The sequence below is a fragment of the Embleya sp. NPDC020886 genome (genome assembly GCF_044333915.1).
Lineage (GTDB): Bacteria > Actinomycetota > Actinomycetes > Streptomycetales > Streptomycetaceae > Embleya.
This window is the reverse complement of sequence record NZ_JBIRRX010000013.1, coordinates 1-19,251: the sequence shown is the minus strand read 5'-3', so window position 1 is coordinate 19,251 and position 19,251 is coordinate 1. Positions and strand designations below refer to the sequence as shown.

Annotated in this window: 15 protein-coding genes; 9 read left to right on the top strand and 6 right to left on the bottom strand. The window is 72.5% G+C overall.

The features are described from left to right. Positions 1–32: 32 nt before the first annotated feature. Positions 33–911: an alpha/beta hydrolase gene (locus ACH4U8_RS34545; protein ID WP_360309563.1), complete on the bottom strand. Its 879-nt coding sequence runs from the start codon at positions 909–911 to the stop codon at positions 33–35. A 326-nt stretch (positions 912–1,237) separates the two neighbouring features. Between ACH4U8_RS34545 and ACH4U8_RS34540 the strand changes: the two genes are divergently transcribed. Both ACH4U8_RS34540 and ACH4U8_RS34535 read left to right on the top strand, forming a co-directional pair. Continuing rightward, on the top strand, positions 1,238–4,738 hold the full coding sequence (locus ACH4U8_RS34540; protein WP_395782379.1) for an ATP-binding protein: 3,501 nt from the start codon (positions 1,238–1,240) through the stop codon (positions 4,736–4,738). 112 nt (positions 4,739–4,850) lie between these two features. Next, complete coding sequence (locus tag ACH4U8_RS34535) at positions 4,851–6,113, top strand: phytanoyl-CoA dioxygenase family protein (RefSeq protein ID WP_360309567.1); 1,263 nt, start codon at positions 4,851–4,853, stop codon at positions 6,111–6,113. A gap of 25 nt (positions 6,114–6,138) precedes the next feature. Here ACH4U8_RS34535 and ACH4U8_RS34530 read toward each other — a convergent pair whose 3' ends face one another. Next, positions 6,139–7,134: a cobalamin-dependent protein gene (locus ACH4U8_RS34530; protein WP_360309569.1), complete on the bottom strand. Its 996-nt coding sequence runs from the start codon at positions 7,132–7,134 to the stop codon at positions 6,139–6,141. Next, positions 7,131–8,864, bottom strand: a complete 1,734-nt coding sequence (locus ACH4U8_RS34525) for a SpoIIE family protein phosphatase (protein WP_395782378.1) — start codon at positions 8,862–8,864, stop codon at positions 7,131–7,133. The genes ACH4U8_RS34530 and ACH4U8_RS34525 overlap by 4 nt, the downstream gene beginning before the upstream one ends. A gap of 281 nt (positions 8,865–9,145) precedes the next feature. Here ACH4U8_RS34525 and ACH4U8_RS34520 point away from each other — a divergent pair, with 281 nt between their 5' ends. Next, complete coding sequence (locus tag ACH4U8_RS34520) at positions 9,146–9,550, top strand: STAS domain-containing protein (RefSeq protein WP_360309573.1); 405 nt, start codon at positions 9,146–9,148, stop codon at positions 9,548–9,550. 30 nt (positions 9,551–9,580) lie between these two features. On the opposite strand, the gene ACH4U8_RS34515 is transcribed toward ACH4U8_RS34520, so the two are convergent. Next, entirely contained in the window at positions 9,581–10,768 is a 1,188-nt protein-coding gene (locus ACH4U8_RS34515) for a phytanoyl-CoA dioxygenase family protein (RefSeq protein WP_360309575.1), read from the bottom strand. Between the two features lie 188 nt (positions 10,769–10,956). After that, positions 10,957–11,676, bottom strand: coding sequence for a FadR/GntR family transcriptional regulator (locus ACH4U8_RS34510; protein ID WP_360309577.1), 720 nt, complete (start codon positions 11,674–11,676; stop codon positions 10,957–10,959). A gap of 227 nt (positions 11,677–11,903) precedes the next feature. Here ACH4U8_RS34510 and ACH4U8_RS34505 point away from each other — a divergent pair, with 227 nt between their 5' ends. From ACH4U8_RS34505 to ACH4U8_RS34490, 4 genes are read left to right on the top strand one after another with little or no spacing between them, the layout of a single operon-like run. Beyond that, positions 11,904–12,644, top strand: a complete 741-nt coding sequence (locus ACH4U8_RS34505) for a (Fe-S)-binding protein (RefSeq protein WP_360309579.1) — start codon at positions 11,904–11,906, stop codon at positions 12,642–12,644. Further along, complete coding sequence (locus ACH4U8_RS34500; RefSeq protein WP_395782377.1) at positions 12,641–14,185, top strand: lactate utilization protein B; 1,545 nt, start codon at positions 12,641–12,643, stop codon at positions 14,183–14,185. Before ACH4U8_RS34505 ends, ACH4U8_RS34500 begins: the two co-directional genes overlap by 4 nt. Continuing rightward, a complete protein-coding gene (locus ACH4U8_RS34495) occupies positions 14,182–14,871 on the top strand; it encodes a lactate utilization protein C (protein WP_395782376.1) in 690 nt (229 codons plus the stop codon). Before ACH4U8_RS34500 ends, ACH4U8_RS34495 begins: the two co-directional genes overlap by 4 nt. 55 nt (positions 14,872–14,926) lie before the next feature. Beyond that, entirely contained in the window at positions 14,927–15,601 is a 675-nt protein-coding gene (locus tag ACH4U8_RS34490) for a hypothetical protein (protein WP_395782375.1), read from the top strand. Positions 15,602–15,633: 32 nt separating this feature from the next. Here the strand turns inward: ACH4U8_RS34490 and ACH4U8_RS34485 are convergent, their stop codons facing one another. Further along, the gene (locus ACH4U8_RS34485) at positions 15,634–16,221 is read right to left on the bottom strand and encodes a hypothetical protein (RefSeq protein ID WP_395782374.1); all 588 of its coding nucleotides are present in this window, start codon (positions 16,219–16,221) and stop codon (positions 15,634–15,636) included. A gap of 85 nt (positions 16,222–16,306) precedes the next feature. On the opposite strand from ACH4U8_RS34485, the gene ACH4U8_RS34480 reads away from it, so the two are divergent. After that, the gene (locus tag ACH4U8_RS34480) at positions 16,307–16,984 is read left to right on the top strand and encodes a response regulator transcription factor (protein ID WP_360309589.1); all 678 of its coding nucleotides are present in this window, start codon (positions 16,307–16,309) and stop codon (positions 16,982–16,984) included. A 164-nt stretch (positions 16,985–17,148) separates the two neighbouring features. After that, positions 17,149–18,510: a HAMP domain-containing protein gene (locus tag ACH4U8_RS34475; RefSeq protein WP_360309591.1), complete on the top strand. Its 1,362-nt coding sequence runs from the start codon at positions 17,149–17,151 to the stop codon at positions 18,508–18,510. Positions 18,511–19,251 lie beyond the last annotated feature (741 nt).

Here is a 19,251-nt window from a genome sequence, read left to right as displayed (position 1 = left end):
CGGGTGGCGGCGCCCCGAGGCCGCGCTCGTTTCTAGGCCGGCAGGGCGTTGGTGGTCAGGAAGCGGGCGATCGTGCCGATGGCTTCCTGGGATTCGGGCATGGTCGGGTCGATCGCGGGCCAGGCGTGCGGGACGTCGGGGACCAGGTGGGCCTGGACCGCGACTCCCGCCGCGGCGGCCCGGGCGGCGAACGCGGTGGCGTCGCCGAGCAGGGCCTCGTGGCAGGAGGCCAGCAGCAGCACCGGCGGCAGGCCGGACAGGTCGGCGAACAGCGGCGACGCCAACGGATCGCCCGGGTCGTGCAGTTGCAGATAGATCTCGGCGGCCTCGCGCATCGACTTCTTCGAGATCAGCTGGTCGGTGGCCGCGTTCGAGTCGTACGTGGGCTTGGTCACGGTCAGGTCCAGCCACGGCGACAGCAGCACCAACCCGGACGGCAACGGCACCCGGGCGCCGCGGGCCGCCACCGTCAGCGCCGCCGCCAGCCCGCCGCCGGCCGAGTCGCCGCCCACGAACGGGGCCGGATCCGCGTCCTCGCTCGCCGCCACGATCGTGTTGTACACGTTCGCCACGTCGTGCAGCGCGGCCGGATACGGCGCCTCCGGCGCGAGGCGGTATTCGGCCACCACCACCCGGGCCCGCGCGGCCAGCGCGATCCGCGAAGCGATGCCCAACCAGCCCGAGGCGTCGCCCATCCGGTAGCCGCCGCCGTGCAGGTACAGCAGCGTCAGCGCCGGGTCCGGCACCTCCAGGAACGTGCACGGCACACCGCCCGCCAGCTCCTGACGCACCGTCACGCCGGGTTCGGGTTCCTGGCGATACGCCGCGGTGCCGCGCCGCCGCGCGTCCAGTTCGTCCGACGCGGCCCGTCCCTCGCGTACCGGCGGTAGATTCCAACCATCCAGGCTCATCCGTGCCCCTCCCAACCCCGAGTGCCCACACGCCCGATGTCCACCTGACGGCTGCCCCGACGGCGCGTGCTCCACGCCCGTGACGGGATGCCGTCCGAGTCCGTACCCGATGGTGCGGCGCGGCCGACAGCCTTCGGGAAACCCGAGTGGGGATCAAGTGATTGGCCGGGTTGTGACATGGGGCCGGCGCAATTGGCCGCCGGTCGAAGCGTTCGGTTCGTACCATGTGGCGCGCGGGGTCCTTCGAACCGCTCCCGGACCGGTGCCGGGGAATCGGTTGTCGCGAAGACGACAGCAGGAGGGGGGTCCGTCACATGGTGGTCCGGGTGCGTGTTCTCGGCCATGTCTGCGTAGACGGCCCCGCGGGCCGCGCCGCGGAGGATCTCCTCGGCGGCCCGCAGGCCCAACTCGTGTTCGCCGCGCTGGCGCTGGGGCGCAGGCATCCGGTGCCGCGCGAGGAGTTGGCCGCCCTGCTGTGGCCCGAGCAGGCCCCCAAGTCGTGGGAGGGCGCGCTGCGCGGGGTGCTCAGTCGGGTGCGCGGCTTCCTGGGTCAGGCCGGATACGACGCCTCCTCGGTGCTGCGACACCGGGCCGGCTGTTACGTGTTGTCCCTGCCCGAGGGCACCGAGGTCGACGTGGAGGCGGCCGAGAGCGCGCTGATCGAGGCCGAGGCGCTCGCCGTGCACGGCGCCTTCGCCCAGGCCCGATCGCGGGCACACGACGCACACGAGATCCTCGCCCTGCCGTTTTTGCCCGGCCAGGACGGCGACTGGGTCAACGAGCGGCGCACCCGCTGGCGCTCGGCCCGGCTGCGCGCCCTCGCCGTGTCGGTGACCACCGAATTGCACCTGGGCCGGGCCGACGCGGCGGTGACTCGCGCGGGCCAACTCGTCGACCTGGATCCGTTCCGGGAGAGCAGCCACCGCCTGCTGATGACCGCACACGCGGCCGGCGGCGACCGGGCGGCGGCGCTGCGCGCGTACGAACGTTGTCGGCGCCTGCTGGCCACCGAGCTGGGGGTGGGCCCCTCCCCGGAGACCGAATCCGCCTTCCTGCGCCTGCTCGGCGACGCCACCCCGCAACCGCTGCCGGTGCCCGCGCCCGCCGCGCGCTTCGCCTCGCCCGCACCCGGCGGCGACACCCCGCCCGCCCCGGAACCCACCCGCTCGGCGCACGACGTGTTCCCGCACGGCGCGCCCGGTCCGATCGTGGGGCGCTCGGCCGAACTGCGCCTGCTGGAGGAATCCACCGGGGCCGAGGTCGGCTCGCGGGTGGTGCTGGTCAGCGGCGACGCCGGGATCGGCAAATCCTTCCTGTTGAGCGAATTCGCCACCCGCGCCGGCCGCGACGCGCTGGTGCTCACCGGCCGCAGCGACGAGGGTGTGGCGGCACCGTTCCAACCCTTCGTGACCATGCTGCGCGCGCATCTCGCCGACGTCGCGGCCGACGAGTTGCGCGAGCGGGTCGGGGACCTGGGCGGCGAGTTGCACCGCCTGCTGCCCGAACTGCCCCTGACACCGGCCGGCCTGACCCAGCCTCAGGGCCCACCCGACTCGAACACCGAGCGCTACCGGCTGTTCGAGGCGGTGGCCGGGGTGTTTCGGCACGCGGCCGGCAAGGGCGATCTGGTCCTGCTGCTCGACGACGTGCACTGGTCCTCGACCTCGACCATGCTGATGTTGCGCCACGTGGCCCGGGCCCTGGTCGGCACCCGGGCAGTGCTGGTGATCGCCTACCGCGACACCGCGCTCGGCTCGGTGCACCCGATGACCAAACTGATCGCCGACCTCTACCGCGACCTGCACCCGGTGCACGTACCGCTGGGCGGCCTGGATGTGGCGGCCCTGGTCGAACTCGCGCACGTGCTGGCCGGCCCGCTGCCGCCGCGCGCGGAGGGCGTCCGGGCGCACGTCCTGCGCGAACTCAGCGACGGCAATCCACTGCTGGCCACCGAACTGCTGCGCCAGTGGGCGGACGTCAGCGACTGGTCGGCACTGGGCAAGAGCGTGCCCGCGGACGTCCCGCGCCGGGTGCGCAACGTGCTGCGCCAGCGGCTGCTGGGCCTGCCGCAGTCCACCCTGGAGGCGCTCACCGTGGCCGCCGTGGTCGGCCCCGCCTTCGACATCGACCTGGTCGCCGCCGTGCACCCGGGCGGCTTCGACACCGTCGTGGACGCCCTCGACGACGCCGAGCGGGCCCATGTGGTGCGGGCCGAGGAGACCGATCGCCCGGGCCGCTTCACCTTCGTCCACGCGCTGGTGCGCTCCACGCTCTACCAGGAACTTCCCACCGCCCGCCGGCTGCAACTGCACCGCAAGGTCGGCCTGGCCCTGGAGGCACGCGGCGACCGGGACGCGCATCTGCCGGAACTGGCCCACCACTTCCGCCTGGCCTGCCGATTCGGCGAGGCGCGCCGCGCGCTGGACTACGCCTGGCGGGCGGGCGACGAGGCGCGCGACGGCGGCGCGTTCGAGGTTGCCGCCGAGCACTACCGGCAGGCCCTGGAGGTGCTGCCGATGGTGACCGACCCCGCCCCGGAGACCCGCTGCGACCTGCTGCTCTCCCGTGGCGCGGCGCTGGACCGGTGCGGCGACCGGCGCTGCCGGGAGGTGCTGCGCCGGGCCGCCGAGGAGGCCCGGGCGTTGTCCGACTCGCGCCGGCTGGGCCGGGTCGCCCTGGCCATGGTGCGCCTGGGGCAGGTCTACCAGGTGGGCGTGGACCTGGAGTTGGTCGCGCTGTTGCGCGAGGCGCTGGCGGCGCTGCCGATCGCCTCGGCCCTGCCCGCGGACATCGCGCTGCGCTCGCTGCTGCTGGCCGCGCTCGCGGTGGCGCTGACCTTCGGGCACGACCGCGAGGCGCGGCTGACCATGCTCTACGAGGCGTTGGACGCGGCCCGCGAATCGGGCTCGCACGATGCGCTGGCGCAGGGCCTGGAGGCGCACCACCTGGCCGCGTCCGGTCCGGATCTGGTCGACGAGCGACTGCGGATGAGCAGCGAGCTGACCGTGCTCTCCGGGCTGACCGGTGATCAGGAGTCGCTGTTTCGCAGCCACTTGAACCAGGCGTACGACCTGGTGGTACACGGCGCGATCCCGGCGGCCGAACGCGAGTACGCGCAGGCGCAGCGGGTGGCCCGGCGGTTGCGGCATCCGTGGTTCACCTGGGAGGTGCTGATCTACCGCTGCGGCCTGGAACTGCTGCGCGGGCGGACCGCGCGTGCGGGGGACGCACTGGCCGACGCGCTGCGGCTGGCCCGGCGATCGGGGCTGCCGCGCGAGGCGGTGCGCTCGTTCAACCTGGCGCAGATCCTGGCGGTGCGCTGGGAACAGGGCCGGTTGGGCATGATGGCGCGGCGCGCCGCGGTGGCCGCGGACTGGTCGCGGGACGTGTCCTGGTGGCGGGTTCAGGCGTGCTGGACGGCCTCCGCGTCGACGGACCCCAAGTCGGCGCGCGAGGAGTTCCACGCGTTGTGCGTGCCGGGCTTCGCGACGATCCCGGTCGACCTGCTGTGGACCGGCTCGCTGATGCGGCTGGGCGAGGTCGCGATCGAACTGGGCGATGTGGAACGCGGTCTGCTCGTGAGCGAGGCGCTGACCCCGTACGCTGACCACCTGGACTGGACCGGCTCCTCGCTCGGCCCGGTGCGCCGGGTGCTCGGCGGTCTGGCCGCGCTGGTCGGCGACGGGGCCGCGGCTCGTGGGCAGTTCGAGGCCGCCTACGCCCGGTGTCTGGAGTTGGGGTTGCCCGGACACGCCGAGCGCACGCTCGGGGACGCTGTGCGTCTGCTCGGCGAGCCGCTGGACACCGGCGTCTCCTCGCTTCGCTGACTGGCTGTCACCTTGCGCTTTCGCGCTGCTCTGACGCTGTTCTGACGCTGTTTGCCTACCGTTGGTGACGACCCGGTCGGTGTATCGGGTGCGGAACGGGGAGGACGGGGCAATGGGGATTGCGGGCGCCGGATCGGCGGTGGCGCACGACGCCGAACGTGGCACGTTCAGTGTGTTGGGTTGGCCGGTGGTGTGCTTCGAATCGTTCCATCGGGTGGAGTTGCCGCGTCGGCTGGAGGGCGGGCTGGGCGAACGGGTCGCCTGGGACGTGGCCGGCCGGGCCCCGATCGCGCTGTGCATGCCCAACGGTCAGGCGTACAGCTATGTCGAGGACTGCGGCGAGGTGCGGATCGTGCCCGGGGTCACCGCGGACGCCGAATTGGTGGTCGAACTCGAATCCGGTGCCTGGCAGGACTACCTCTACGAACTGCGCACCAGCCGGGGCCTGGTCGAGTCGCACGCGGTGCGGTTCGTGCGCGGGGGGTTCGCCGACTGGGACGTCTGGGAGCCGGCGATCCGCTGCATGTACTCCGGCACGCCGATCTACCACCCCGCGGCGCTGGACCTGCGCGACCTCGCGGATCGCCCGATCGACCTGCATCGTGACTTCACCACCCACGACGACCCCGACGAAATGGCGCATTTCCTGCGCTCCACCGGCTATCTGGTGGTGCGTCAGGTCTTGGAGGCGGACCGGGTCGAGGAGTTGGCGGGCGAGGTGGACCGGATCCGGGGCCTGTGCCGCGAGGGCGACCGGGGATCGTTGTGGGCGGACGGCCCCGGCGGATTGCGCGCGCCCTACCGGTTGACCTACCTGGGCATGCGCTCGCCGCGGATCGCCGCGCTGGCCGACGACCCGACCGTGCGCATGTTGTGCGGGCTGGCCGGTCAGGACGTGGTCGCGGTGACCGACCGCGACTCCGGACAGATCGCCGTACTCAAGGAGTTCGGCACCTCGCCCGAACCGCTGTCCATCCCGGACCTGCCCTGGCACAAGGACTGTGCCCTCGGCGGTTGTCCGGTCACCTGTCCGCGCGTGCACGTGGGGATCCGGTTGGACGCGGTGAGCCAGGACAGCTCCCAGCTCTACGCGCTGGCCGGCTCGTGGGGCACGGTCGCGCACGAGCGGTACACCCCGGCCCAGTGGGCCGAACTGCCGGTGGTCGGCATCACCACCGAACCGGGCGATGTGACCGTGCACATGGGCTGCGGCCTGCACGCGGGCCCGGCGGCGTCCGGCCCGTCCCGCCGTCGCACGCTCTACGTGCAGTTCGACAACCCCCGCATCTTCGACGTGACCAACCCCTACGAAACCTACGAGCAGGTGATCCCGGGCTACGGCAGCGGGGATCTGCTGACCATGTCCCGCATGTAGGCGACGCGGGCCCGCACCGGGCGCCTCAAAGCGCCGCTCGCGCCGCCGTCAGGGTCGCGCCCGCTCGCGGGACGTGGGTCAGGCGGGCGGCGAAGGCACGGTAGGCCGCGGCGAGTGCCTCCCGGGAGACCTGACGGTGACCCAGCACGTCGGCGAACCAGCGGGTGAAGTCGTCGAAGAGCACCTGGTCGTCCAGGAAGAGCGAGACCGCGAGCGCGTCGACGGCGCTCACCAGCCCGTCCCGCATCGTGGTGTCCGAGTGCTCGCCCTCGATCGGGACCAGCGCCGCCATGCCCGCCGCGACCAGCGGGGCGCGCAGCAGACCGACGCCGTCGTAACCGGCGTCCGGGAGGTGGCGCAGCCGAGGGGCCGGGGTGGTGATCGTGGGCCAGTCCGGGCCCGCCAGCACGTCGGCGGCCTCCCGGGCGTCCCGGGCCCAGCCGTTCGCGCCGACCACGCCCGCCCACCGGCCGTCCGGACCGAAGCCCGGGCCGCCGACCAGGACCGGCACGCCCACCCGCCGGGCCACCTCGACCATCGCCCGCGCGCCCGGCAGCGCGGTGGAGACCATGCAGCCGATCGCGACCGAATCCGCCTCCGCGTCGGGCAACACGCGGGCCAGTTCGCCGGCGCCGGTGCCCGGTGGCAGGACCATCGCCTCGATGCCGCGCACCCGCAACAGCGCGGCCAGGATGGTGGACGCCAGCCCGTGCCAGTCGCCCTGTGCGCAGCACACCACGACCCGGGCCGCCGCCCGCGGCTGCGGGGTCGCGTCCGCGATCAGGTGCACCACCCGACCGGTGACGTGCGAGGCGCCGTGTTCGCGCGCCACGGTCCATTCGCCGGTCGCCCACCGCTCGCCCACCGTGTGCAGCGCCGGGATCACCAGGTCGGTCAACACCCGGTCGCCGGGCACTCCCTTGCCGAGCAGGTTCCGGACCAGGGTCAGCGCCTCGACCTCGTCCGCCCGTCCGATGTGTTCCAGGAACAGGTCGAGTTCGTCGGGGACCACGTGCGTCATGCGCCATCCGGGTGTTCGTCGGAATCCGTGCGGCCGGGCTCGACCAGAATCGGCAGCGCCTCGTCGTCGTCCCGGTACGGGATGTGAATGGCCAGCAGGACCACGTCGTCCACGACCGGGGCGTCGCCCAGGTGCACCATCAGCCGCTGCTCCAGGCGGGCCACCAGCGCGTCCACGGGCATGCCCGCGCAGGACGCCAGGTCGTGCCGCAACGCCCGCACGCCGTACGCCTCGCCGTCCGCGTCCCGCGCCTCGGTGACCCCGTCGCTGTACAGGAGCAGCGTCGAGCCCGGCGCCAGCGCCAACTCCCGCTCGCCGAACACGGTGCCCGGGATGCCCGCGACGAGCGGGTCGGTGAACGCCATCGCCTGCACCCGACCCGCCGGATCCATCCACAGCGGCGGCGGATGCCCGGCGCAGGTCAGCCGGACCAGCGCCGAACCGTCCGCACGCACGGAGCAGTCACCGGTGATCGCGGTGAGCACGAGGGAGGGATCGCCCAGGGTCAACTCCGCGTCCAGGAGCGCCATGCGATGCGCGGGGGCGCAGCCGGCGCTCGCCGCGGTGCGCAGGATCAGCAGCGACCGCGAACTGAACATGCCCACCGGCGTGCCGCGTCCGCACACGTCGCCGATCGAGAACGCCCAGGTGCCGTCGACGGGGGTCGGGTGCACGGCGTAGAAGTCGCCGCCGAGGCCGTCGGTCAGCGAGACGGGCCGGTAGCGCGCGGCGATCCGCGCGCCGGGCACCTCCGGCAGCGGACCGGGCACCAGCGCCTGGGCCAACAGCATGGTCCGCCGGTCCTGTTCGACGTAGAGCCGCGAGGTGCGCAGCGCGACCCCCACCCGCTCGGCGTAGTCGACGGCGAGCGCGATCTCCTCCTCGGTGAACGGGTCCGAGGTCGCCGAGCGCACGAACGTCAGTACGGAGGGTGCGTCGTCGTCGGTGGGTACCGGAACCACCAGCGCGCAGCGGGCGTCCACCGCGACCAGATCCGCGACCGCCTCGTCCGGCACCAGTCGGGTGAGCAACGCCTGGTCCATCAGCGGGTGCAACTCCTGCCGTCGGGTGCGCAACACCCGGCCGACGCCCGCCGGCGCGGTCCACGCGGCACCCAGGCCGCTGGTCACCCGGCCGATCGGGCGGCCGGTGGCGGGCGCATAGGTGGTGCGCAGCCGGCCGTCCTCCATGCTCGGCACCGACAGCGCCACCCAGTCGGCCAGTTCGCGGGCCGGCAGCGTGATCACCAGATCGGTGAGCCGGCGCGGGTGGGTGGTCGCGGACAACAGGCGGCCCGCCTCGGCGAGGAAGACCTTGCGCCTGCGCTCGGCCAACAGCGCGTCCTCGCGCCGGCGTTCGGGAGTGGTGTCCTGTACGTACCACACGTAGTGGCCGCCGCCCAGCACCGCCCGCCGGCCGCGCATGCGCCGCTCGAAGACCTCGCCCTGCCAACCGGTCCCGGTCGCGGGCAACATCGGTTCGGCCGTGCCCACGGTGCAGTCCGGCAGCAACCGCGCGGCTGCCGCGTTGAGGTAGCACACGGTGCCTTCGGGCGTGAAGACGACCACGCCGGTGTCGCTCTGGTCGAGCACCTCGCCGAGCGACCACGTGGGCGGCGCGGGCTCGTCCGGGACACGTGGCGGTTTGAAGCCGTTGGTCCGCCCCTCGGCGGCCGGCTCCCGGGTGTTGCTGTTGCCCCGCTCGTCGCCGGAGGGGCGTTGTCCGGTCATGGCTACGGAATCCCTTGCGTCCGTGCGTTTCGAGCCGGCTCGGGCCGGCGCTCGCGCAACCTTCACGGTACGACCGGGAACGTCGCCCGGGTGTGGGTTCCGCGGGAATCACACCTATAGGGGAAGACGGTCCACGACGGGCCGACGCGACGAGTAGTGTGCCGATGCGGTCCTGTCGTTTCCGGGAGGGATGTGGAGATTCATCCCGAGACGTGCGAACCGTACCGAGCGGCCGCGCGGCGCGCGACCGAGCCGACACTTGACCAGGTGGAGTGCTCCACATGAGCCTTGACGATCTCCCACCGGACGACGTCGATCACACATCGTTCTCCGCCAGGCCGTGCGTCGTGCACACCACGATGGAATCCGACCTCGGCGGCATCGTCTCCGTGCAGGGGGACATGGACATGACGGCGGCGCCGGTGTTCCGGCAGGCGGTGGACCGCCTCGTCGACGAGGGCGCGCGCAGCCTGCGGATCGACCTCTCGGGCGTGCCGTTCATCGACTCGTCCGGCCTGGGCAGCCTGGTCTACGGCTACCGCCGCCTGCGCGACCGCGACGGCGACACCGTGGTGTGCGGCGTCGGACCGCAGCCCGCGCGGGTGCTGCGGATCACCCATTTGGACCGCATTCTCAGCGTGGAATCCGTGGAATCCGCCGCGCTTCCCGCCGTGCCGCAGCGCTGAGGCGGGCCGCCCCGACCCCGGCCGTCGGGCTCAACGCCCCAGCCCGGCCTCCAGTTCACTCGCGCTGCGACTGCGGATCAGGTCGTTGATCGCCTCGCCCGGCCCGACGTGCTCGAACAGGGTCGGTGGATGGAAGGTGACATACATCGTGCGGCGCCCGCCCTCGCCCGAGGGCGCGGGGGAGGCGTGCAGTACGTCGGTCATGTGCACCGTCACGTCGCCCGGCTCGGTGGGCACGGTCAGGTGCGGCAATTCGGCCAGGTCGGCGGCGCCGGGCTGCGGGCAGGTGCGGCCCTGGGAGCCCGGAATCGCCTCCAGGTAGCCGTTCTCCGCGCAGGAGCCGGTGAGTTGGATGCCGATCGCCACCGACGGGCACATGATGTGATGGCCGCCGAGCCCGCAGTCGGTGTGCCACGGGATGTTGGCCAGGCCCTTGAGCCGACCGGGCGGCTTGAGCAGGACCGAGATGCCCTCCATCCGGTCGGTGGACGCCGCGAGGTCCTCGTGGATCAACGTGGCCAGTCGAACCAGCCGCGGATCGTGGGCCAGCGCACCGATCGGCGCCGACCGCTCGCTCGCGTAGACGATCCGGCACAACACCTGCTCGCCGCTCTCGCGCTGTGCCCACCAGGACCGGTCGTCGTCCGGCCGCGCCTCGGCGGCGAGTCGATCCACCTCGGCTTCGAACACGGCGATCTCGGCGGCGGAGAAGACTCCGCGCACCCGCATCACCCCGGTCGCCTCGAAGTGGTCGGCGAGTTCGCGATCCGAGTGATCGAGCGTCAGTTCGGCGGCCGTGTCCACCGATCGACCGTGTCGGTCGAACACCTGTGTGCCGTGCGGCAGATAGATCTCGATCCCCTGATAGAGCGCCCGCAACACCGGCTCCCAGCGGAACAGTTCGTGCACACCGCCTCGTTCGGTGGCCACGTCGCCCGCGATCGCGAGCGCGGCGGCGGTCCGCAACAGGGTGACCAGGTCGGTCCACGCGTCGGGGGACAACCGCACCACGCACGTGGCGTCCGCATCGACGCCCTCCACGACTCGCAACCGCGAGTCGTGCGCCCGATACGTCCACGCCCCCTCGCCGACCCGCAGCCCGAGCGGTTCGAGACCCGCCAACCCCGCCGCAGCCCGCTTCCCGGCCTCACCGATGAGCAATCCAGGGACGATGTCCCGATGGTACGTCTCCGCGTCGATCCGGTCGTGCCCGAGCATCCTCGCGACCTCCTGCGCTGTACGTTGCCGCGCAGTATGCCGCGCAACCGCACCGAGTCACCACCCCGCCCCAAGGTTTCCCCCACCCCGGATCACCTTGCCCCACAAGCGACATGACGCCCCGTCAGCGAAATCTCATCCCCGGCGCGCGGCAACACCCCGACCCGCGCGGCCCCGCGACCCGTCCCTCACGCCAACCGCCCCACTCCCGGGTAGGCCCGACGCAGGTGTGCGACCACCGCCGCCGCTGCCGCGGCGGGGTCTCGGGCCTCGATCGCCGCCAGGATCGCGTGGTGGTCCGCACGCAACGCGCCGGTGTCCGGTCCCAGTTCGGCAACCGCGCGTTGTTGGTGCCGACGTACCGTGTCGCGCAGCGCGCGCATGAACGTGGCGACCAGCGCGTTGCCGGACAACTCTGCGATCGCGGTGTGGAACTCGGTGTCCTGCTCGTTGAATTGCTCCGCCGACAGATCCGGCGCGTCCATCGCGGCCACGATCGTGCGCAGCCGGTCGAGGTCGGCCTCGCTCGCGTGCCGGGCGGCGGCCTCGACCGCCCAGGACTCGATCAACAACCGGGTCTCCACGACGTCGTCCACCGCGAAGTTGGCCAGGCCCAGGTGCAGTCCCAGCACACCGGTCAGCGCCGGCCCCGCCGAACCCGCCAGGATCGCGCCCGCCTCGGGGCCGCTGCCGGTGTTCGCGACCAGGACGCCCATCGCCTCCAGGACCCGCATCGCCTCGCGCACCGACGGGCGGCTGACCCCGAGTGCGGCGGCCAGAGCGCGCTCGCCCGGAAGCTTGTCGCCCGCGCGCAGCCGGCCGGTCGAGATCTGTTCCTCGATCTGCGCGACGACCTCCTCGAAGGCGCGCACCCGCTTGACCGGGCGCCAGTCCGGGCCGTCGTTCACAAAAGCTCCTCGGAGCGATCCAGGTCGCGGGCCGACACCCACGTCTTGTGGCACAGCATGACATGCCCATACCGTGTGACCACACTGTGGTCTGACCACACGCATGCCGGGTCGACCCACCCACAACCCGCCCCGACCCCACCCCCCGACCCCCGACCCCCGACCCCCGACCCCCGACCCCCGATCAACCCCACCCCCGATCCCACCACCGCAAGGAGGCCGCCCGCATGCGCGTCGGGCTGTTCATCACCTGCCTCAACGACACCCTGTACCCCCGCACCGGCCAGGCCGTCGTCCGCCTCCTGGAGCGCCTGGGTTGCGAGGTCGATTTCCCGCTCGCCCAGACCTGCTGCGGACAGATGCACTGGAACACCGGCTACGGCCCGCGGATCGAGCCGATGGTGCGCCGGTTCGCGGACACCTTCGCCGGCTACGACGCGGTGGTCACCCCCTCCGGGTCGTGCGGCGCGATGATCCGCGACAACCACCCGCGCGCCGCAGCCCGGGCCCGGGACGCCACCCTCGCGGCCGACGTCGCGGCGGTGGTCCCGAAGGTGTACGACCTCACCGAGTTCATCGTCGACGTGCTCGGCGTCACCGACGTCGGCGCGTACTTCCCGCACAAGGTCGCCTACCACCCCACCTGCCACTCGCGTCGCCTGATGAAGCTCGGCGACCGTCCGACCGCACTGCTGCGCGAGGTGCGCGGTCTGGAACTGCTCGGCCTGCCCGGCGAGGAGGAGTGTTGCGGCTTCGGCGGCACCTTCGCGGTCAAGAACCCGGACGTGTCCACCGCGATGGGCGCCGACAAGGTCCGGCACGCCGCGGGCACCGGCGCCGAGGTGTTGTGCGCGGCGGACAACTCGTGCCTGATGCACATCGGTGGCCTGATGGACCGTCAGCGCACCGGGATGCGGGTCCTGCACCTCGCGGAAATCCTCGCCTCCACCGAGAAGGAGCCGGCATGAGCAAGGCCGTCCCGCCGACCGGCGCCACCTTCGTCGGCATGCCCCCGTTCCCGCAGGCCGCGCGGGCCGCCGTCGGCGACGCGCAACTGCGGCACAACCTGCGCAAGGCCACCCACACCATCCGGGACAAGCGGGCCCTGGTGGTGGACGAACTCGCGGACTGGGCCGAACTGCGCGCGGCGGGCGCGGCGATCAAGGACCGCACGCTGCGCCGCCTCGACGAACACCTGCTCGCGGTCGAGGCCGCGGTCACCGCCGCCGGCGGCACCGTGCACTGGGCCGCCGACGCCGCCGAGGCGAATCGCATCGTCGCGGACCTGGTCCGGGCCACCGGCGAGACCGAGGTGGTCAAGGTCAAGTCGATGGTCACCCAGGAGATCGGCCTCAACGAGGCGCTCGCCGCCGAGGGCATCCGGGCCTACGAGACCGACCTGGCCGAGTTGATCGTGCAGTTGGGCGAGGATCTGCCGTCGCACATCCTGGTGCCCGCGATCCACCGCAACCGGTCCGAGATCCGGGAGATCTTCGTTCGCGAGATGGGCGAATGGGGCGTGCCGGCACCGGCCGGTCTGACCGACGAGCCGGCCGCGCTGGCCGAGGCCGCGCGTCGGCACCTGCGCGAGCGTTTCCTGTCCGCGAAGGTCGCGGTCTCCGGCGCCAATTTCGTGGTCGCCGAGACCGGCACGCTCGTGGTGGTCGAGTCGGAGGGCAACGGGCGGATGTGCCTGACCCTGCCGGACACGCTGATCTCGGTGGTCGGCATCGAGAAGGTCGTGCCGACCTGGGCCGACCTGGAGGTGTTCCTGCAACTGCTCCCGCGCAGCTCGACCGGCGAGCGGATGAACCCCTACACCTCGATGTGGACCGGCGTCACCCCCGGCGACGGCCCACAGGACTTCCACCTGATCCTGCTCGACAACGGCCGCACCGACGTGCTGGCGGACAGTACCGGTCGGCAGGCGCTGCGCTGCATCCGCTGCTCGGCCTGTCTGAATGTGTGCCCGGTGTACGAACGCACCGGCGGACACGCGTACGGGTCGGTGTATCCCGGGCCGATCGGCGCGATCCTGGTGCCGCAGTTGGGCGGCATCGCGACCGCGAAGGTGGACGCGCAGACCGCGTCGCTGCCGTACGCCTCCTCGCTGTGCGGCGCGTGCTACGAGGTGTGCCCGGTCGCGATCGACATTCCCGAGGTGCTGGTGCATCTGCGCGAACAGGTGGTCGAGGGGGGCGGTCATCGGGCCGAGCGGACGGCGATGCGGGCGGCCGAGTGGGTGCTCGACGATCCCGGGCGACTGCGCCGGGTACAGCGGGTCGCGGCGCGCTCGCGCAAGTTGATCCCCAAGCGGGCCCCGGGCCCGGGCGCGGCCTGGACGGACAGTCGGTCGATCCCGGCGGTGCCGGCGGAGTCGTTCCGGGACTGGTGGGTGCGGGAGCGCAGCGGGCCCGCGGGTGCGCCGCAGGCGGACATGGGCCCGGGGGATCCGGGGCCTGCGGCCGCGCGCACCGAAGCGAACGAGATCGAGGGGGAGAGCCGATGAATTCGCGCGAGGTGATCCTGAACCGGGTACGGCGGGCGCTGACGGACGTGCCGCGCGACGAGGTCTTCCCGGTTCCGCGCGACTACGCACGGGCACATGTGGTCGAGGGCGTGCTCGAACTGTTCGCCGAACACCTGCGCGACTATCGGGCCGTCGTGCACGAGGTCACCGAGAGCGAACTCGCGGACGCGATCGCACAGGCGGTCGAACGACGCGGGGCACGTCGGCTGGTGATACCGGCGGGGCTGCCGGCGGAGTGGGTCGCGGGGCTCGCGCCCGGGACGTGCGTGCCGGACGGCTGGGTGTACGGGCCGATCGACGAATCGTCCGATGATCCTACTAATAACAGGCCGAAGCAGTCCGCTCCCCACCTCACCGTCGCCGAACTGGATACCGCCGACGGTGTCCTCACCGCCGCCGCCGTCGCGATCGCCGAGACCGGCACGATCGTGCTCGACGCGGGACCGGGACAGGGACGCCGGGCGTTGACCCTGGTCCCGGACTGGCACCTGTGCGTGGTTCGCGCCCGGGACGTGGTCGCGTCCGTACCGCAGGCACTGGAGCGACTGCTCCCCGGCCGGCCGCTGACCTGGATCTCCGGCCCGTCCGCGACCAGCGACATCGAGCTGAACCGGGTCGAGGGGGTACACGGGCCGAGGACCCTGGAGGTGCTGATCGTGCGGTGATGCCGCACCGGTTCAGGTGTGGTGATGTCCCGCCGATCATTTACAGTCCATAGGCGTGGCACCCGATACGAAGGCACTCGTCCTGTCGACCAAGAACCTGATGGAGATGGTCGACCTCCTGAGCAACACCAGCCCGCCCGAGGCGTACGACGCGATCGCCGAGCAACTGGCGAACACGCGCGTGATCCTGGGCCGGCTGGCCGCTCCCACGCCGACCACGCTGTGCAACGAACACCCGTACGGCCCGGTCGACGAGGATGCCCGGGACAAGTGCCTGTTCTGCGAGAACCGGCGGCGGCGCGGCCGGGCCCGGGACGCGGCGGACGCGCGCCCGCGCTCGGCGCCGTGCCCCCGGCACCCCGAGCGTGGTCTGCTCGCGCTCGGCGAGTCGTGTCCGCTGTGCGGGACGCCGGAGGGTGCGCCGACCCCGCGTCAGGGCCTGCCGAGCGTGCGTGATCCGCGACCGGCCCCGCTGTCCGGCGCCCGCGGGGTGGACATGCGGCTGACCGTGCTCACCCGGCAACTCGCCCAACTGGCGGACGAGGCCGGCCGGGACGCACGCGGCGAGGCGCTGCTCGCGGCGGCGGTCGACGTGCTCAAGGGCGCCCAGGGCCTGATCCAGGCGGCCAACGCGTTCACCGACGGGCGCGGCGACGAGGCGTACAACACCGCGACCCGGGCCGCCCGGGGCCTGCGGTCGACGGCGGCCGAGGTGCTGGAAGACCTGTAGTCGTTCGGGTCGAGGGCCCGGCGGCGACCCGCTCAGTCCTCGTAGGTCGACGCGATCGGCTGGTGTCCGTTCCAGACCACGAACACCGACGAGGTGCGGTGGTTGGCGGTGAAGTCCACCCGGATCCACCTGTCCCCGGGCCACACCTTCACCGCCCAGCCGGGGTTCGGGGTTGCGGCGATCAGCGTCGCGCTCGTGGCCGAGTACCGGAACGACGCCCGCCCGCCCCGTACTTCGAAACTCTGCACGGCCGGAGCCGGCGGGTCCTCCCGAAGCTGGGCCGGCGGTACCACCGACGTCGGCGGGCTCTTCGGCGTCGGCGGGGCGGAGGACGCGGGTGCCGACGCGGACGCCGTGGTCGGCGCCGGCGTGCGGTTGACCGCGGAGATCAGGTCGGGTGCCTCGCTCGTCGGCGGCGCGACCGGCGTCGGCGGCGCGAGCGGCGTCGGTGGCCGAGAACTCGTCACCGGTGGCGGTTCGTCCCCGGCGGCCAGCGTCGGAGCCCGAGGCGGCTCGAACACGGTGTCGCGCAACACGCTGCGCACGCCCCACCAGGCCAGCGCGACGGCCATCGCGCTGACCACGAGCCATACCGCGATCGAGGTGACGGTTCTGCGCACGTGCTCTGGCCTCCAGCCGCTGATCCGGCCCGATGTTCCCCTCCCGGGCCGGCCGGATCGAAGAGTACGGGTACGGTTCCGAACCATGGCACAGGTGCTCGTGGTCGAGGACGACCAATTCGTACGTTCGGCGCTGATCCGCTATCTGACGTCGTCCTCACACGCTGTTCGGAGCGTCGGAACGGCTCTCGAAGCATTGCGCGAAGTCGCCCAATACCCTTTCGATGTGGTCATTCTGGACCTCGGTCTGCCGGATCTGGACGGCTCCGAGGCGTTGAAGATGTTGCGCGGCATATCCGACGTCCCGGTGATCATCGCGACCGCCCGGGACGACGAGGCCGAGGTGGTCCGGCTGCTCAACGCGGGGGCCGACGACTACGTGACGAAGCCGTTCTCCGGCGAACACCTGGGCGCGCGCATGTCGGCCGTGCTGCGCCGTGCGCGCGGGCGGACCACGCCGGAGGTGTTCACCGTCGGCGGCCTGCTGATCGACACCAGGCGCCGGGAGGCACAACTGGACGGCCGCGAGTTGGAGTTGACCCGGCGCGAGTTCGACCTGCTGGCGTTCCTGGCGGCGCGGGCCGGGACGGTGGTGCCGCGGCGGGAGATCCTCGCCGAGGTGTGGGGTCAGTCGTACGGTGACGACCAGACCATCGACGTGCACCTGTCCTGGCTGCGGCGCAAGCTCGGCGAGAAGGCGCGGGAGCCGAGGTATCTGCACACGGTGCGGGGTGTCGGGGTGAAACTGGAGCCGCCGGCGTGAGGGCGGGCGCGGGGACCGCGGCGGGTGGGGAGGGGTCGGGCGCAGGCGGTACGGGTGGCGACGGAGCGCCGGATCCGCGTGCGGCGGGTCGGGCGCAGGCTTCCGGGGGACGGACGCCGGCTTCGGCAGGCCGGGACGGCAAGCGGCCGCGGGCGCCCAAGGGGGTGCGCGGCACGCTGGTGCGGGTCTCGTTGGCCGTCACCACGATGGTTGCCCTGGCGTTTTTGATCCCGCTGGTCCTGGTGATCCGGGAGATCGCCGCGGACCGTACCTTCACCGACGCCGAGCGGCAGGCCGCCGCGCTGCAGCCGGCGCTGGTGATCACCACCGATCGGGCGACGCTGGAGCCGGCGATCGCGAGTGTGCCGGCCGGTTCGAGTGGTCGGATCGCGATCCACCTGCCGGACGGTTCGGTGCTGGGGCGGCCGCGGGCGAGCGAGCAGAGCGTGGCCACCGCGCGCGGGTCGGCCCGGTCGTTCCGGGTCCGGGCGGGCGGCGGCTGGGCGTTGTTGCAGCCGCTGCTGTTGGACCAGGGGCGGATCACCGTGATCGAGGTGTATGTGCCGGACGGCGACCTGGAGCACGGCGTCGATACCGCGTGGATGGTGCTCACCGGCGTGGCGGTGGTCCTGGTCGGCGGCTCCGTGGTGGTCGCCGACCGGCTCGGCGCACAGGTGGTGCGCTCGGCGCGGGGCCTGGCTTCGGCGGCCCGCGCGTTGGGGACCGGCGACCTGGCGGCCAGGATCGCGCCGCAGGGCCCGTCCGAACTCCAGGAGGCCGCCACATCGTTCAACACGATGGCCGATCGGGTGGAGCAACTGCTGGCCAACGAGCGGGAGATGGCTGCCGACCTGTCGCATCGACTGCGCACGCCGCTGACCGCGCTACGGCTGAACGCGGCGGCGCTGGGCGAGGACCCGGTGGCCGAACAGACCCGGAACGCGGTGGCGCAGTTGGAGCGCGAGGTCGACGAACTGATCCGCACGGCACGGCGATCGAGCACGAGCATCGAGGCGGTGGGTTGCGACGCGGCCGAAGTGGTGCGTGACCGGATGGACTTCTGGTCGGCACTGGCCGAGGACGAGGTGCGCCCGTGGCAACTGGTGGGCGCGGACCAGCCGGTACGGGTCCCGGTGCCCCGTGGCGACCTGGCGGCCGGGCTCGACGCGATGCTGGGCAACGTCTTCCGGCACACCGAGGAGGGCGTGCCGTTCTCGGTCACCCTGCACTCGGGTCGGGACGCGGTGATCCTGCTCGTGGCCGACGGCGGCCCGGGCATCGCCGACCCGGAGAGCGCGCTGCGGCGCGGCCACGGGCACGGCGGCGAGGGCTCCACGGGACTGGGCCTGGACATCGTCCGACGCCTCGCGGAGGCCACCGGCGGCGAGGTCGGCGTGGGCCGCTCGGTGCTGGGCGGCGCGGAGATCAGCGTACGACTCGGCGCCGGCCGCACGGAGGCGATCGTGCGCCGCAGCCGCCGAGCGGGCAAGGGCGGACGCGGGCGGCGACGGTTGGGGGTGGGGTGACGGTTGGGGGTGAGGTGACGGACGGGGCGGGGTGAGGGGGCGGAGCATGTCGATGGTGGGGTGATCGTCGACGGTCGGGACGGGGGAGTGGCTGTTGTCAACGCGCATTTGATCGACGATGGGCTGTCCCGACACCACCTGCGGCGGACCCGCTGATGCCGGTCGCCGCGTACCGCGCGTTGCTGCCACACCCGGGCCGCCACGACGCCCTCGCCGTCATCCGGGCACGTTCGTCGAACCGCTCCATGACATGTTCCGGGCGGGGAGGCTCGCCAAGCTCGATGCCGTGCCCGATCCGTTCACGACCATGGTCGCGCTCTCGAAGTCCCACGAGGAGCAGTCCTCCGGCACCACGTTTTTCCACCTTCGACCGACCCGTGGACGACGATCGGAACCACCCCTCCTCGACGTACACCGTTGCCGCTGGGCGAGACGAACCCGACACCCGTCGAAACAGGCTTCTGCGACGGGTTCAGGCAGTGGCCGGCCGGGCCGCAGCGGCGGCGGCTCGGACTTCGGGAGCTTCCATCGGGTCGTCGCGTAGTTCCGCGATGCGCTTTCGGGTTGTGGGGTTGTCGGGTGCGTGGGCGATGCCGAGGAGTCGGGCCTGTTCCTGGCAGTCCCAGAGGGATTCGGTGTGGGCGTGCTGAGGTGCCCTTGATCTTCCGGACAGCGACCCGCGTAGGGTTGTAGGAAACCGGAAAGAGAAAGCACGTGCCAAAGAGATATACACAGCAGTTC